Source organism: Colwellia sp. MEBiC06753 (genome assembly GCF_053470325.1).
This window is the reverse complement of record NZ_JBQMTM010000009.1, coordinates 98,435-112,822: the sequence shown is the minus strand read 5'-3', so window position 1 is coordinate 112,822 and position 14,388 is coordinate 98,435. Positions and strand designations below refer to the sequence as shown.

At 39.5% G+C, this 14,388-nt stretch carries 7 protein-coding genes; all 7 read left to right on the top strand.

All coding sequences use genetic code 11. The features are described from left to right. The first annotated feature begins 130 nt into the window (after window positions 1-130). The 7 genes from prsK (at window position 131) to prsT (ACOB82_RS09145) (ending at window position 14,253) form a co-directional block, all read left to right on the top strand. Window positions 131-2,161 (top strand): XrtA/PEP-CTERM system histidine kinase PrsK, encoded by a 2,031-nt coding sequence (gene prsK, locus ACOB82_RS09175; RefSeq protein ID WP_448212682.1) that lies wholly within the window; start codon window positions 131-133, stop codon window positions 2,159-2,161. A gap of 19 nt (window positions 2,162-2,180) precedes the next feature. Beyond that, window positions 2,181-3,530, top strand: coding sequence for a PEP-CTERM-box response regulator transcription factor (prsR, locus tag ACOB82_RS09170; RefSeq protein ID WP_448212681.1), 1,350 nt, complete (start codon window positions 2,181-2,183; stop codon window positions 3,528-3,530). Window positions 3,531-3,568: 38 nt separating this feature from the next. Further along, entirely contained in the window at window positions 3,569-4,993 is a 1,425-nt protein-coding gene (locus ACOB82_RS09165) for a mannose-1-phosphate guanylyltransferase/mannose-6-phosphate isomerase (protein WP_448212680.1), read from the top strand. Then, on the top strand, window positions 4,993-6,360 hold the full coding sequence (locus ACOB82_RS09160) for a phosphomannomutase CpsG (protein ID WP_448212679.1): 1,368 nt from the start codon (window positions 4,993-4,995) through the stop codon (window positions 6,358-6,360). The genes ACOB82_RS09165 and ACOB82_RS09160 overlap by 1 nt, the downstream gene beginning before the upstream one ends. Before the next feature lie 71 nt (window positions 6,361-6,431). Beyond that, complete coding sequence (gene wecB / locus ACOB82_RS09155) at window positions 6,432-8,690, top strand: non-hydrolyzing UDP-N-acetylglucosamine 2-epimerase (protein WP_448212678.1); 2,259 nt, start codon at window positions 6,432-6,434, stop codon at window positions 8,688-8,690. A 102-nt stretch (window positions 8,691-8,792) separates the two neighbouring features. Continuing rightward, complete coding sequence (gene prsT / locus ACOB82_RS09150) at window positions 8,793-11,531, top strand: XrtA/PEP-CTERM system TPR-repeat protein PrsT (protein WP_448212677.1); 2,739 nt, start codon at window positions 8,793-8,795, stop codon at window positions 11,529-11,531. A 19-nt stretch (window positions 11,532-11,550) separates the two neighbouring features. Then, window positions 11,551-14,253, top strand: a complete 2,703-nt coding sequence (gene prsT / locus ACOB82_RS09145; protein ID WP_448212676.1) for an XrtA/PEP-CTERM system TPR-repeat protein PrsT — start codon at window positions 11,551-11,553, stop codon at window positions 14,251-14,253. Window positions 14,254-14,388 lie beyond the last annotated feature (135 nt).

Here is a 14,388-nt window from a genome sequence, read left to right as displayed (position 1 = left end):
AGCTTTATGTAGCAGAGAGTTGAAAGCTTTAGCATGCAGTCTTAACCGCAATATGTAAAATACATCAACACTTGCAATTAGCGTGCGTGTTCATAATTATAAGATCAATTGTTCAATAAAGAGAAGTTTCATGAATTTAGTTGGCATAACAGGATATGCCTTAGCCGCAGCTACGTATTTTGTATTTTTGTTACTTTTACTTGTGATTCGTAAGAAGTCACTGATCGCCACCTTGATCATAGTAAGTGCTAGTTTAACTGTGTTTAGTAGCTTGTTAAGCACTTGGCAAATTTTTGAAAGTCATTCGCTAAAACTAGTATTAGTAGTTGAAAATATAAAACTTTTAAGTTTTGTTTTGCTATTAACTGTCGCGCATAGTGGCTTCACTTTGTTTTCACAAATCATTCGCAGCAAGTCATTTTATCAATACGCTGTAGCAACTATTGGTTTTTCAGCAGGTTGTTGGTGGCTATCTTTTTATGCCGCACAAGGTAGTCACTATATATTTTTATTATTTCTATCACTTAACTTAGCCATCATTATCTTATTGGAGCAACTTTACCGAAATTCTAATGTACAAGTTAAGTGGGCTTTGTGGCCGCTGGTAATTGCGCTAGGTATGGTAAGTGTGGTGGACTTTATTATTTTTGCCCAAGCAACAATGTTAGATCAGTTAGATTTCGACTTTTGGTTTGCCAGAGGTTATGTCATTGCCGTTAGCATGCCGTTTTTCTTGATTAGTGCCCGGCGTCTAAAAGATTGGTCTGTTGATGTCTTTGTTTCTCGTGACGTTGTTTTTTACAGCTCTATGCTTCTGATATCAGGAGGCTACCTATTAATGTTGGCATTTGCTGGCTACGCTTTAAAGCTATTAGGTGGTCAATGGGGAAATGTGCTTAGTATTACTTTTGCGGTGTTGGGAATTACCGTATTAGCAGCATTGCTACTTACCGAGAAATTACGCCGAGAAGTTAAAGTGTTTATCACTAAACATTTTTTTGCGAACAAATATGATTATCGAATTGAGTGGCTAAAATCAATTGACCAAATAGCATCTAGTAAAGGCCAAGATAGCTATCGTACGGCGATTGATATTATGTGCTCAACCATGAATATTCAGCGCGGCGCGCTGCTGAAGAAAATGGCAGATGGTCAATTTAAGTTGTTAATAGAAAAACATGTCGAAATTGCTGAGCTGGATCAAACGTCGTTAGCTAGTATTAATGATTTTTGTCAGAAAAATGCGTGGATTATTGATGTTCGGGAATATATTTATGTTGAAAGTAGCTATCCAGAGCTTTCGTTAAACTTATCATTTTTTGAACAAAATAAAATTGATACTGTGATTCCAATTTTTTCCAGCGAACAGCAGCTTTATGGCCTGTTTTTATTATCACGAGGTAATGATAAGTCGCTGTTAAACTGGGAAGATAGAGATTTACTCTTTGCCATTACTAAGCAATTAACTAATTACCTATCTTTAAGCGAAGCCAATAATAAATTAGCCGAATCTAAGCAATTTGAAGCATTTCATCGCATGTCCGCTTTTTTAGTACATGATTTAAAAAATGTGCAGGCTCAATTGGCGTTAATTAATAACAATGCAACTAAACATCGAGATAACCCAGCGTTTATCGATGATGTTTTTGAAACAGTGCTCTCGGCCACTGAGCGATTAGAAAAAGTGTTGACGCAGCTTAGAAATAAAAATCAGGCTGAACATATCCCTCAAAAACGCATAAAGATAGCGCAAGCCATTGATAAAGTGGTAAACCAGAGAAATATAAATAAACCTAGTGTTAAGGCAAAAATTGATGGAGAATTAACAGCATATGTAAATGATGAGTTAATTTCGGTGCTGAATCATCTTGTGCAAAATGCACAAGAAGCGTCAAATGAAAATGATGTTGTCGAATTAGAGGTTACCCAAACAGATAGTCGCATTCTCATTATTATTCGAGACAATGGCTGTGGTATGAGCGAATCTTTTATTAAAAATCGCTTGTTTAAGCCATTTGACTCGACAAAAGGTAATGCTGGCATGGGGATTGGTGCGTTTGAAGCGAAGCAGTTTGTTGAAACACATCAGGGCACTATCGACGTTGTTAGTGCTGAACACGAAGGAACTACCTTTACACTTTCAATTCCATATCAACAATAAAAAAGGCAAGAACTAATTTATGGATAAGTTATTAATCGTTGATGATGATTTAGGTATTCAAAAACAATTGAAATGGAGTTTGTCGGACTATGACGTTGTGTTAGCCGACAATCGTGAAAGTGCAATTGCTGCGGTGCGCCGTTTTGAACCGAGTATTGTGACCCTTGATTTAGGTTTGCCGCCTGATCCAGCCAACGCCTCAGAAGGTTTAGCAACTTTACAAGAAATTTTGACCATTGCCCCCAATACCAAAGTAATTGTTATAACGGGAAATGATGATCATCAAGTCGCTTTAAAGGCAATTGAGCTTGGCGCTTACGATTTTTATCAAAAGCCGATTGAGTCGGATGTTATTAACGTTATAGTTTCAAGAGCCTCGGCATTAGCACGTTTAGAAAAAGATAACCGAGCGATGAAGTCTTTTGCCGGAGTAGAAACTGGGATTATTGGCAGTAGTGCAACCATTGATCGAATGCGAGAGATGATCCATCGTATCGCCCCTACAGAAATCTCAGTATTATTACTAGGTGAAAGCGGCACCGGCAAAGAGGTTACCGCTAAAGCAATTCACACGGTGAGCGACCGCGCTAAAAAACCATTTATCGCGATTAACTGTGCATCAATCCCCGAAACCTTGTTAGAGAGTGAACTTTTTGGTTTTGAAAAAGGAGCTTTTACCGGGGCACATAAAACCACTAAAGGTAAAATTGAATGCGCACAGGGCGGCACCTTATTCCTCGATGAAATCGGTGATATGCCATTTAACTTACAAGCGAAATTATTGCGTTTCTTGCAAGAAAAAGTTATTGAGCGTATCGGTGGTCGTCAAGAAATTCCAGTCGATGTCCGGGTGGTTTGTGCAACCAACCAAAACCTGCAAGATATGGTGGCCAATAAGGAATTTAGGGAAGATTTGTTTTACCGTATTAGTGAAATCACTTTAGATATTCCACCACTTCGAGAGCGTGAAGAAGACGTTTTGATCTTAGCGCAATTTTTCTTGCAGCAATACGCGAAAGACTACAAGCGAAATATTAAAAACTTTGCTGATGATGCACTACAAGCGCTGAAACAGCATCGTTGGCCTGGTAATATTCGAGAGCTACAAAATAAAGTGAAATCATCTGTGATCATGGCAATTAATAATCAAGTGACGGCACTTGATTTAGGGTTAATTAACAGCACTGATGAATCGGCAGAGTTATCGTTAAATTTACGAACAGTACGTGAACAAGCAGAAACTAACGCTATTCAAAAGGCCTATGCCTTAACCGAAGGTAATATGTCAAAAACCGCAGCTTTGTTGGGGATTACTCGACCTACCCTGTACAGCTTAATAGAAAAATATAATTTGCAGATCAACGGTTAATCACCACTAAGGTAATATTCAAGCAAAAGGATGAACTAATGGGCGTGAAAAATATTTACCCAACCATTATGTGCGGAGGCAGTGGTACACGACTTTGGCCACTTTCGCGAAGCCTATTTCCGAAACAATTTATTGGTTTGGTGAATAATAGCTCGATGTTGCAAGATACGGTCAATCGCCTACCTGCAAACTGTCAAAATCCGTTATTTGTTTGTAATGAGCAGCACCGTTTTACCGTGGCAGAGCAAGTGAATGGCCTATTTCAAACTTTAGATATTTTACTAGAGCCTACCGGAAAAAATACCGCGCCCGCCGTAGCGTTAGCAGCCTTTAAAGCACTAATAAACGACCCTAATGCAATATTACTAGTCTTAGCGGCCGATCATGTTATTCAAGACATTCATGCCTTCCATCAAGCGATTGATGTCGCCGAGCGTGCTGCCAAGCAAAATAAACTGGTCACTTTTGGCATTGTGCCGACAAAACCAGAAACAGGTTATGGTTATATTAAATTTCAAGACAAGCAGCACGATGGTGTTTTTGGTGTTGACTCATTTGTTGAAAAACCAGATTTAGCAACGGCACAGCAATATTTAGACTCGAAAGCCTATCTGTGGAACAGTGGCATGTTTATGTTTAAGGCCCAGTGTTATTTAGATGAGCTTAAACAATTTCGCCCAGATATTTATCAACATTGTCAGCAAGCAATGGCTAATGTCACGGAAGATTTAGATTTTACCCGCCCTGATAAATCCGCGTTTGAAGCATGTCCAAGTGAGTCAATCGATTACGCTGTTATGGAAAAAACTGCTGCTGCCGTTGTTGTACCGCTTGATGCCGGTTGGAGTGATGTTGGCTCTTACAGCGCGCTTTGGGAAGTCTGCCCCCACGACGAGCAAGGCAATGTATGTAAAGGCGATGTGCTAACTCATGATACTACCAATAGCTACTTACACAGTGAAAACAAACTCATTGCGACCGTTGGCGTTGACAATTTAGTGGTTATTGACACCCCAGATGCAGTAATGGTGGCGGATAAATCACAAGTGCAGGAAGTAAAGAAAATTGTAGAGCAATTACAACAAGCCAAACGCAGTGAAATCGAAAATCATCGCCAGGTATATCGCCCTTGGGGCAGTTATGACTCCATCGATATGGGCGAACGTTTCCAAGTTAAACGTATTGTAGTAAAACCCGGCGCTAAGCTTTCGGTACAAATGCATCATCATCGTGCAGAGCACTGGATTGTCGTTTCCGGTACGGCAAAAGTTACTATTAATGACGACACCTTTTTAATGACTGAAAATGAATCTAGCTATATTCCCATTGGTGCTGTTCATGCGTTAGAAAACCCAGGCAAATTGCCGTTAGAAATGATTGAAGTGCAATCAGGTAGTTATTTAGGCGAAGACGATATTGTGCGTTTTGAAGATCGCTATGGTCGGGCTGAGGAAAATCGGTAATGGCCACGTTAACTTGCTTTAAAGCCTACGATATTCGCGGTAAGTTAGGTGATGAACTCAATGAGGATATTGCTTACCGGATTGGTCGAGCATTTGCAGAATTTGAACAACCGAAAACAGTGGTGGTCGGCGGCGATGTACGTCTAACTAGTGAATCATTAAAGCAAGCACTCGCTCGAGGTTTAATTGACGGCGGCAGCAATGTTATCGACATCGGCTTGTGCGGAACAGAGCACATTTACTTTGCCACAAGTCATTTAGCATGTGATGGGGGTATTTGTGTAACCGCTAGCCATAACCCGATAGATTACAATGGCATGAAGCTCGTGCGTGAGCAAAGCAAACCGATAAGTGGTGATACTGGTCTTAGGGATATTCAGCGCTTGGCAGAACAAAATCAGTTTGCTGAAGTAGAGTTAAAAGGTCAGATAACTCAGCGAGATATTAGCCACGCTTATACAAAGCACATTTTGGGTTATATTGATTTAGCCAATCTTAAGCCGTTAACCATAGTTGTTAATGCTGGTAATGGCGCTGCTGGTCCTGCACTTGATGCGATTGAACAAATGTTCCAGGCAGCGCAAACACCGGTTAAATTTATCAAAGTTCATCATGAACCAGACGGCACATTTCCTCACGGCATTCCTAATCCATTATTGCCAGAAAATAGAAGTGCTACGCGTGATGCGGTTATCGCTCATAATGCCGATTTTGGTATTGCCTGGGATGGCGATTTCGATCGCTGTTTCTTATTTGATGAACAGGGAGCGTTTATCGAAGGTTACTATATTGTTGGCTTGCTGGCGGAAAATTTTTTAGCGAAAAGTTCCAATGAGCGCATCATTCATGATCCAAGATTAACCTGGAATACTATTGATATAGTAAAAAATGCGGGTGGCACAGCCATTCAAAGTAAAACCGGACATGCTTTTATCAAAGAGCGTATGCGTAAAGAAAATGCCATTTATGGTGGAGAAATGAGTGCTCACCACTATTTTCGTGATTTTTTCTATTGTGATAGTGGCATGATCCCATGGTTGTTGGTTGCTGAGCTTATTGGTTTAAAAGGCAAGCCACTCTCTGAATTGGTTAAAGAACGAATTCAGTTTTATCCGTCGTCAGGTGAAATTAATTACAAATTAGCTGAGCCGGCAGCGGCAATTACTCGAGTAAAGTCAAGTTATGCTGCCAGTGCTTTATTAATTGAGGAAGTTGATGGCATCAGCATGGAATTTGCTGATTGGCGATTTAACTTACGCTCCAGTAATACCGAACCCGTTGTCCGTTTAAATGTTGAATCTCGAGGCAATCAACATTTAATGCAGCAAAAAACCCAAGAAGTGATCGATTTATTGCTACAAGACTAATGAATATCCGAGTCAGCCTCTGTACAATAACCAGTTATTTGCCTAGCAAAGCAATTTTAAAGGAACATTAAATGAAAATTGGGATTATTGTGGGAACGCGCCCAGAAATTATCAAAATGGCGCCAGTAATGCGTGAGTGTGAAAAGCGCAACATTCCCTATTTTATTATCCATTCAAATCAACATTACTCTGAAGAAATGGACAGTATTTTCTTCAAAGAGTTAGAGCTGCCTTCACCTCATTATAACCTTGGCGTAGGCTCTGGATTACATAGTAATCAAACCGGTAATATTTTAATTAAAATGGAGCCTATTTTAGTTGATGAAAAACCAGACATTGTTCTCGTGCAAGGTGATACTAATACGGTATTAGCTGGTGCATTAGCGGCTTCAAAATTAAATATTAAAGTAGGCCATATCGAAGCTGGTTTGCGCAGTTATGACCGCATGATGCCGGAAGAAACTAATCGTATCTTAACGGATCACATGAGTGAGTTTTTATTTGCCGTAGGCCCTAATCAAGAACGTATTTTGAAAAGCGAAGGCATTGACTCGGACAAGATCCATACTGTGGGTAATACAGTATCCGATTCACTGTTTCAGCATTTAGAAATTGCATCAGATAAAAGTACCATTTTAGCTGATGTCGGGGTAGAAGCCGGTCATTACTTCTTAGTGACTGCACATCGAGCGTCTAATGTTGATATTCCTGCGCATTTAGCAGAATTGTTAGCTTTGTTTGATAAGTTACATGCCAAATATTCTCAGCCAATTGTTTGGCCTATTCACCCTAGAACCAAAGCGAAACTAGCTGAGTTTGGCATGGTTGTTCCCGAATACTTAAAGTTAAGCCCGCCTATCGGTTATCTTGACTTTATTCAGTTACAAAAAAATGCTCAGTTAATTTTGACTGACTCTGGTGGCATACAAGAAGAGGCCTGTTTATTGGGTGTGCCGTGTATTACCTTACGTGAAAATACTGAACGACCAGAATCGATTGAAGTAGGCGCTAATGTTTTGGTTGGCAGAGATGCAGACAAGGCTTTAGCAGCAGCAGACAAATGGTTATCAGCGGAAAAAGTCACATGGGAAAACCCATTTGGTGATGGCCATGTTGCTGAGCGTATTATTGATATTTGCCAAGGTGTTGAACAAGTAGCTGATACTGCAATTGGCGCAAAAAATGAAACAATAACTGTTGTTGGAATGGGCTATATGGGCTTACCGATTGCTTGTTTATTAGCAGAAGCTGGCTATCAAGTGACAGGTATAGACTTAAATGCAGCTAAAGTTGCTGCTATTAACAATGCTGAATGTCCGTTTGATGAAGTCGGCTTGCCAGAGCTCATTACAAAAGTTGTCTCGCAAGGCTTTTTAACAGCGTCTACAGAAATGGTATCTAGTGATACTTATTTAGTTGCGGTACCTACGCCACATGCCAATAACGCCTGTGATCGTTCATATGTATTTAGCGCGGTTGATGCCATTATCAAGGTGGCAAAAGATGGCCAAACCGTAATAGTCGAGTCAACTATTTCACCACAAACGAGCCTAGCCGTTGCTGAGAAATTTAAAGCGGCAGGTTTAGCCATTGATGTTGTGCATTGTCCTGAGCGCGCAATTCCAGGGCAAACATTACACGAGTTGGTGAATAATGATCGCATTATTGGCGCGAGTAATTCTGTAGCGCAGAATAAAGTTAAAGCAATTTACCAAAGCTTTGTTAAAGGTGAAGTGTTCTTAACGGATCTGACAACCGCTGAATGCATTAAGTTAGTGGAAAATACTTCGCGCGATGTCGGCATTGCTTTTGCCAATGAGTTGGCAGAAATTTGCCAAGAACTTAAGGTTGATGTGCATGAAGTTATCCGTTTGGCTAATCGCCACCCTCGCGTCAATGTATTAAATCCGGGGCCTGGTGTTGGTGGTCATTGCATTCCAATTGATCCATGGTTTTTAGTAGAAAGCACTAATGCCGGTGAATTTGTCCGCATGGCACGAAAAATTAATGATCAGCGACCTGCAATTGTCGCGCAACAAACGTTAGATTTATTAGCGCCAGGTCAAACAAAAGTGGGAATTTTAGGGGTTGCTTACAAAGCCGATGTTGATGATTGTCGCGAAACACCCGCTGAACCGATTTTGGAATATTTCAAAAAGGCCGGCATAGAAGTGCGTTACCATGATCCTTTTGTGCCTAGCTGGGATTGTCCTCGCGAAGAAAATATAGAGGATTTGGACAACTGGGCAGATGCGTTAATTTTAGTGACCGACCATAAGTGTTATCGCGAATTAACGTTAAATTCACCTTGGTTGAATACGCGCGCATAGAATAAAAAAAGCTCATCATTGATGGGCTTTTTTGTCATTTAACTTTTTTGTCATTAACTTGGTAAATTAACAGTCAATTAATGAAGTACAGGGAATAAAAATATGTATAAACGTACCGCATTAGCATTAATTATATCGTCAGCAACTTTGCTGCAAACTGGGTGTGGTCAGCAGGAAAGTGCTGCTGAATATATCACACAAGCGAAAACGAGCTTAGCCAGTAGCCAAAACAATGCATCGATAATCGCCCTTAAAAATGCCATTAAAGTAGAGCCAACAAATGGTGAAGCGCGCTTTTTACTTGGTCAATTATATTTATCGCAGGGCAATGGACTAAATGCGGTAAAAGAGCTAGAAAAAGCCCGAGGGGCCAAATATGATGCTAATCAAACGCTACCGCTGTTGGCAAGAGCCTACTTGCTCGCAGAAGACTATGTCGCAATTTCAGATCTTAATGATAAAGAGCTAACTAATGACGCTAAATTAGCAGTTAAGTTTTTCAAAACATTGGCTCAGTTAAGACAAAGCCATAATAAACAAGCAGCAGAAGTTTTAACTCAAATGCGCGAGATTAACGGTGGCCATGGCTATACCGTGCTGGCAGATGCCTTTAACCAGTTAGCTGAACAGCGTATAGAGCAAGCACAGAAACTAGCTTCACAAGGTTTAACATTAATTCCTGAGCAACCAGAAACGGTATTATTGTTAGGCAATATTGCAGCTATCAATGAAGATTTCCCCTTGGCTGCAGAACAATTTAAGCAATATTTGACTTTGCAGCCACAACAGCGCTCAGCAGAGCTTTTATTGGCAAATGTCTTATTAAAGGCCGAGCGATTTGATGAAGCTGAACAACATGCGGATATCATTCTAGCGGTTTTACCGAATCAGCCGCTTGCTAACTACATTAAAGCAATGGTACGTATTCAGGCTGCTGATTATGAAGCCGCTAATCGTCATGCGGAATTGGCTATCAACAACAATTTTAATCAAGCCAATATTCGGCTTGTCGCCGGTGTTAGCGCATTCTATTTAAGTAAACATGAGCAGGTTTTATTGTATTTGGAGCCCCTAGTACAGTACTTACCTGAAGATCATTTTGCTCGGAAAATGTTGGTAGTTAGCCAACTTGAACTAGGTGTAATTGACAATGTTACTGAGACGTTAGGGGACGGTGAAAACTCTAGCGAGCAATCTGACTTTTACTCTGCACTTAGCTACAAACTATTAAAAGCAGGCGCTAAAGACGAAGCGAAAAAGCTAATTTCTACGGTGAACGTCGATGAAAGTTCTGCCCAACAGTTGCTTAAAGATGGCATGCTTAAAATGATGCTGAACGATGATAAAGCATTGGCAAGTCTAGAAAAAGCAGTAGCATTGGACCCAGAATTAGCAAAAGCAGAGCTTGCTATAGCTTACATTGCCGTTAACGACGGTGATTATGCTAAAGCGCAGGCGATTGCTGATAAATGGCAAACTAAATACCCTGAAAAAGCGGATGGTTTGAATTTATCTGCCGCTATTGCATTAAAACAAGGTCAATATCAGCAAGCCAAGGCATTGTTAGAGCAAAGTGTCGCCTTAGAACAAAATGTTTATGCATTAATGCAGTTAGCACAAATTGCTATGGTTACAGGTGATAAACCGCAAGCAATGGCGCTTATTAATCAAGCTAAGGCACAAGCCCCAGATAATTTAAAAGTTACGCGGGCATATTTACAGCTCGATGAAACGGGAAAAGCGCTTAGTGAAGTTGAGCAAAAAGTTGCTAAAGAACCCGATAATCAAGCCATTAAGTTGATTTACGCTGAAGCTTTAATGAATAAGTCACAAGTTGATGCTGCACTTAATTTACTTAACGGTATAACTCCAGACAATAAGACGCCGAAGTTTTACTGGCAATTAAAAATCAATGCTTATCGAGCAAATAATAATATCAACTTGCTACAAACTACCTTGAATGACTGGCGAAAAATCAATCCATATCATGTTGAGCCATACATTTACTTATCAGAAGTTTATAGCCTGAAAAAAGACTTTGATAACGCGTTAAGAACAATAAATAGTGGCCTAGAAAAGCATAACGACCACTTAATGTTAAAAATTATTAAAACTGAAACGTTAATAAATATGAGGGATGTTGTCGGCGCTAAAGCCATGCTGACATCAATTGCGCCGGAAATTCAAAACTTGCCAGGCAGGCATGCGCTCTATGGCCGATTAGCCTTATTAGAGAACGATTATGCGCTTGCGGAATCTCATTTGCGGCCACTTTATCAGGTAAAACCTAGTGCCAGAACTGTCATGCTTTTAGCGGCTAGCCTAATGAAACAACAAAAAGCGTCAGATGCTATCGCTCTATTGAGTGATTTTAATCTAAAAAATGGCTATTACAGTGATGTTAACTCGTTGTTAGGTAGCCTATATTTAGAGCAAGGTGATCAAGCGCAAGCCTTATCTACTTACCAATATATGGTAGAGCAACAACCGAATAACGTTGTTGCTATCAACAATGCGGCTTGGCTAAATATGGAAGCAGGGCAAATAAATCAAGCAAAAACGCTTGCAGAGCAAGCCATTGCGCTAACACCTGAACAGCCTAGTGTGTTAGATACTTATGCGAAAATTTTATTGCTGGCAGGCGATGCAAGAACTGCATTAGTAAACGCTAAAAAAGCGTATGAGCTGTCTTCTGGTAAAGATATTGATGTCGCGTTAAATTACGCAGAAATTCTGTTGGCAAATCAACGTAAAAATGAAGCCAGTAAGGTGATAGAAGCGATTCAATCACCTCGACCTGAACAACAGCAAAAAATAAATGAATTGGCTCAGAAGCTATAGAAATTAGAAGGATTTAATAATGAAAAAGCTAACGCTCGTATCAACAGCAGTCTCAATTGCCTTACTTGCATCTGGCTGCAGTCCATCAAAGTCAACGCAAGAATACTTAATGGATGCCGAGCAATTAATGTCCCAAGGAGAATTCAATGAAGCCATTATTGAATTGAAAAATGGGGTGGTAGAAGCGCCAACTGCTCCACAGTTAAGAGGCTTATTAGGCAAAGCATATATTGAGCAGGCGAATTATATTGCCGCAGAAAAAGAACTCGAAAAAGCCATACAATTAGGTGCTACTGACTATTTGGCTGATGAACTCAGTTTTACAAAATTAAAACTGTCAAAATATGATGAAGTTTTCCAGTTGCTAGATGAGGGTTCTTCTGCATCTGATGAAGAATACATGTTGCTACTGGTATATGCCGGTGTCGCCGCGACGCAAAATGGCAATATCAGTCAAGGTCAAGACTACTTTAGTCAGGCAATTTCGATTAATGAAAATGCCATCTATGGCCAAATGGCCAAAGCGTATTTGGCACAAACCAAAAGTAACTACATAGAAGCGCTTAGCATTATTGATAAACTAAATCAGCAACATGGCGAGCTTGATGAAGCCTTGCTGCTAAAAGGAAACTTACAATTTGGCTTGGAACAATATCAAGAGGCTGCAGAAACATTTCGTCAATATGTACAGAAAAAGCCAAGAGCCTTCTATGTTAAGTATTTTCAAATTAGTAGCTTATTAAAAAGCGGTAACTATGATGCCGCTGAAAAGGAAGTCGACTGGCTTTTAAGCAAAGTTAAGAATGCCCCGTTAGCAGAACAATACAAAGCACTTATCGAATACAATAAAAAGAATTATCAACAAGCTAAACAATATGCAGAGCAAGCAGCACAAGCAGGTAGCCAATTTTTAATTGCAAAAATGATTGCAGGTTTGAGTGCTTATCAACTTAAAGATATTGAACAAGCGTACACTCATTTAAGGCCCATAGAGCAATATATTGGCAATGGCCATCCAGTCAAAAAGGTGCTTGCAATAGTTCGTTTGGAGCTTGGCTATACAGATGCAGCAATTGACACCCTAAACCAACTTTCCGGAACAGATAATGCGTTACTTTTGGAGTTGGCGGGTGATCAAATCATTGGATTAGGCGATATTCCATCAGCGCTTAAAGTATTGGAAAAAGCAGAAGCACTAGCGCCGAAAAATGCCAAGATTAAAGCGCAAAGAGGTATTCTAATGCTTAAAGAGGGCGATGAAGCCGGCTTAGATATACTTGAGCAAGCCGTTAATATAGAGGGGGCAACAGGCGCCGAAGGTAGTGATAAACAGTTAGATACGAGCTTAATTCGCTATCAATTGGTTTATATAGCGGCATTGCTTAAAAACAATGAATATGATCGAGCGCTTGAAAGTATAGAACAATGGAAGGCTTCTAATCCTGAGTCAGTAACTGGCTATAACCTTGAAGCACAGGTTTACCAAAAACAAGGCAAACTTGAGCAAGCAGCACAAGCCTATAAAAAAGCAGAACAAATTAAACCTAATAATCCTGCATCGCTTATATTCTTCGCTAATCAAGCCCTAGAAGATGGTGAGGTACAGCAAGCGAAAAACTTTATCAACAGATTAATGTCTGCCAGTCCTGATCATATTATTGGCCTGTCTACTTTGTATCGAATTCTTACAACTGAAGGCAATACAGGAGTAGCACTAAGTAAGCTAAAACAAAGTTATGAAAATAATGTAAATGATCCGGCTTACTTAACCTTATATTCCCAAGCGCTTTATGAGCAAGGGCAATATGCTAATGTGGTAGCGTTATTAACGTCAGAACGCATAGATGACGTGTATCGTCAATCTAGTGAATTTTGGTTGCGACTTGGCAATAGTTATTTAGAACTAGAGCGGTCAGATGAAGCCAGGAATTTATTTTCCGATTGGGTAAAACAACAACCTGAGAATACTCTTGCAAGATTTCGATACGTACATTTATTAAATGAATCGAAATCCTATCAAACTGCGCTAGATTCAATTACTGATTTTTTAACCATTGAACCGAATAATGAAATATTTAAGGCACTAGAAATAAATATTTTGATAGAGCAATTTGATTTTGAAAAGGCACAAACAAAGTTAAATGAATTAGCATCAGAGACTAAAGAGTCTTCTAGTATGCAATTGGCACAAGGAAAAGTTTACTATGCTAAAAAGATGTTTGATCAAGCCATTCCTTTTTTAAAAGGCAGTTACCAAAAAAATCCAAGTGGCATTGCAGTAATGTTGCTTGAACAAAGTTACTTAAAAGTAGGAAAAATTAAAGAAGCAGAAGCTGTATTAAGTGCATACTTAGAGCAATTTCCTAAAGATAATAAAGCTAGGTTTTTATTAGCTGAAGTACAAATGATAACTGCACCGAATAACGCAATAGACCAATATGAATACTTGTTGAAAATTGATGCCGATAATTACGTTATTTTAAATAATTTGGCGACATTGTACTTTGACCAAGGGCAATACGATAAAGCATTTAATCATGCAGAAAAAGCGCTGACCTTGGCAAAAAACAACCCTTATATTATGAATACTGCCGGTAAAGTGTATATCGCACAAGGGAAAATCGAGCGAGGACTGGAGCTGTTGAAGTTGGCCGCTAAATTAAAACCTAATGATAAAGAAATCGTCAATGACTATCAAAATTCACTTAAAAAATCTGGTTAAAAAGGTGTCTACAATTTTTACAGTTCTTCAATGTTTATAATTAAAAGATTTGATTATTTATAACAAAAACAGTGGTTTATGTTTTCTGGCATTGTTCATGCTTTTATATCAACAGGATTGAATGTGATTAGAGTT

Bases quoted from the DNA above. Each gene is read 5' to 3' on its own strand.
- prsT (WP_448212676.1), top strand. From the start codon at position 11,551: ATGAAAAAGCTAACGCTCGTATCAACAGCAGTCTCAATTGCCTTACTT.
- prsK (WP_448212682.1), top strand. From the start codon at position 131: ATGAATTTAGTTGGCATAACAGGATATGCCTTAGCCGCAGCTACGTAT.
- ACOB82_RS09165 (WP_448212680.1), top strand. From the start codon at position 3,569: ATGGGCGTGAAAAATATTTACCCAACCATTATGTGCGGAGGCAGTGGT.
- wecB (WP_448212678.1), top strand. From the start codon at position 6,432: ATGAAAATTGGGATTATTGTGGGAACGCGCCCAGAAATTATCAAAATG.
- prsT (WP_448212677.1), top strand. From the start codon at position 8,793: ATGTATAAACGTACCGCATTAGCATTAATTATATCGTCAGCAACTTTG.
- ACOB82_RS09160 (WP_448212679.1), top strand. From the start codon at position 4,993: ATGGCCACGTTAACTTGCTTTAAAGCCTACGATATTCGCGGTAAGTTA.
- prsR (WP_448212681.1), top strand. From the start codon at position 2,181: ATGGATAAGTTATTAATCGTTGATGATGATTTAGGTATTCAAAAACAA.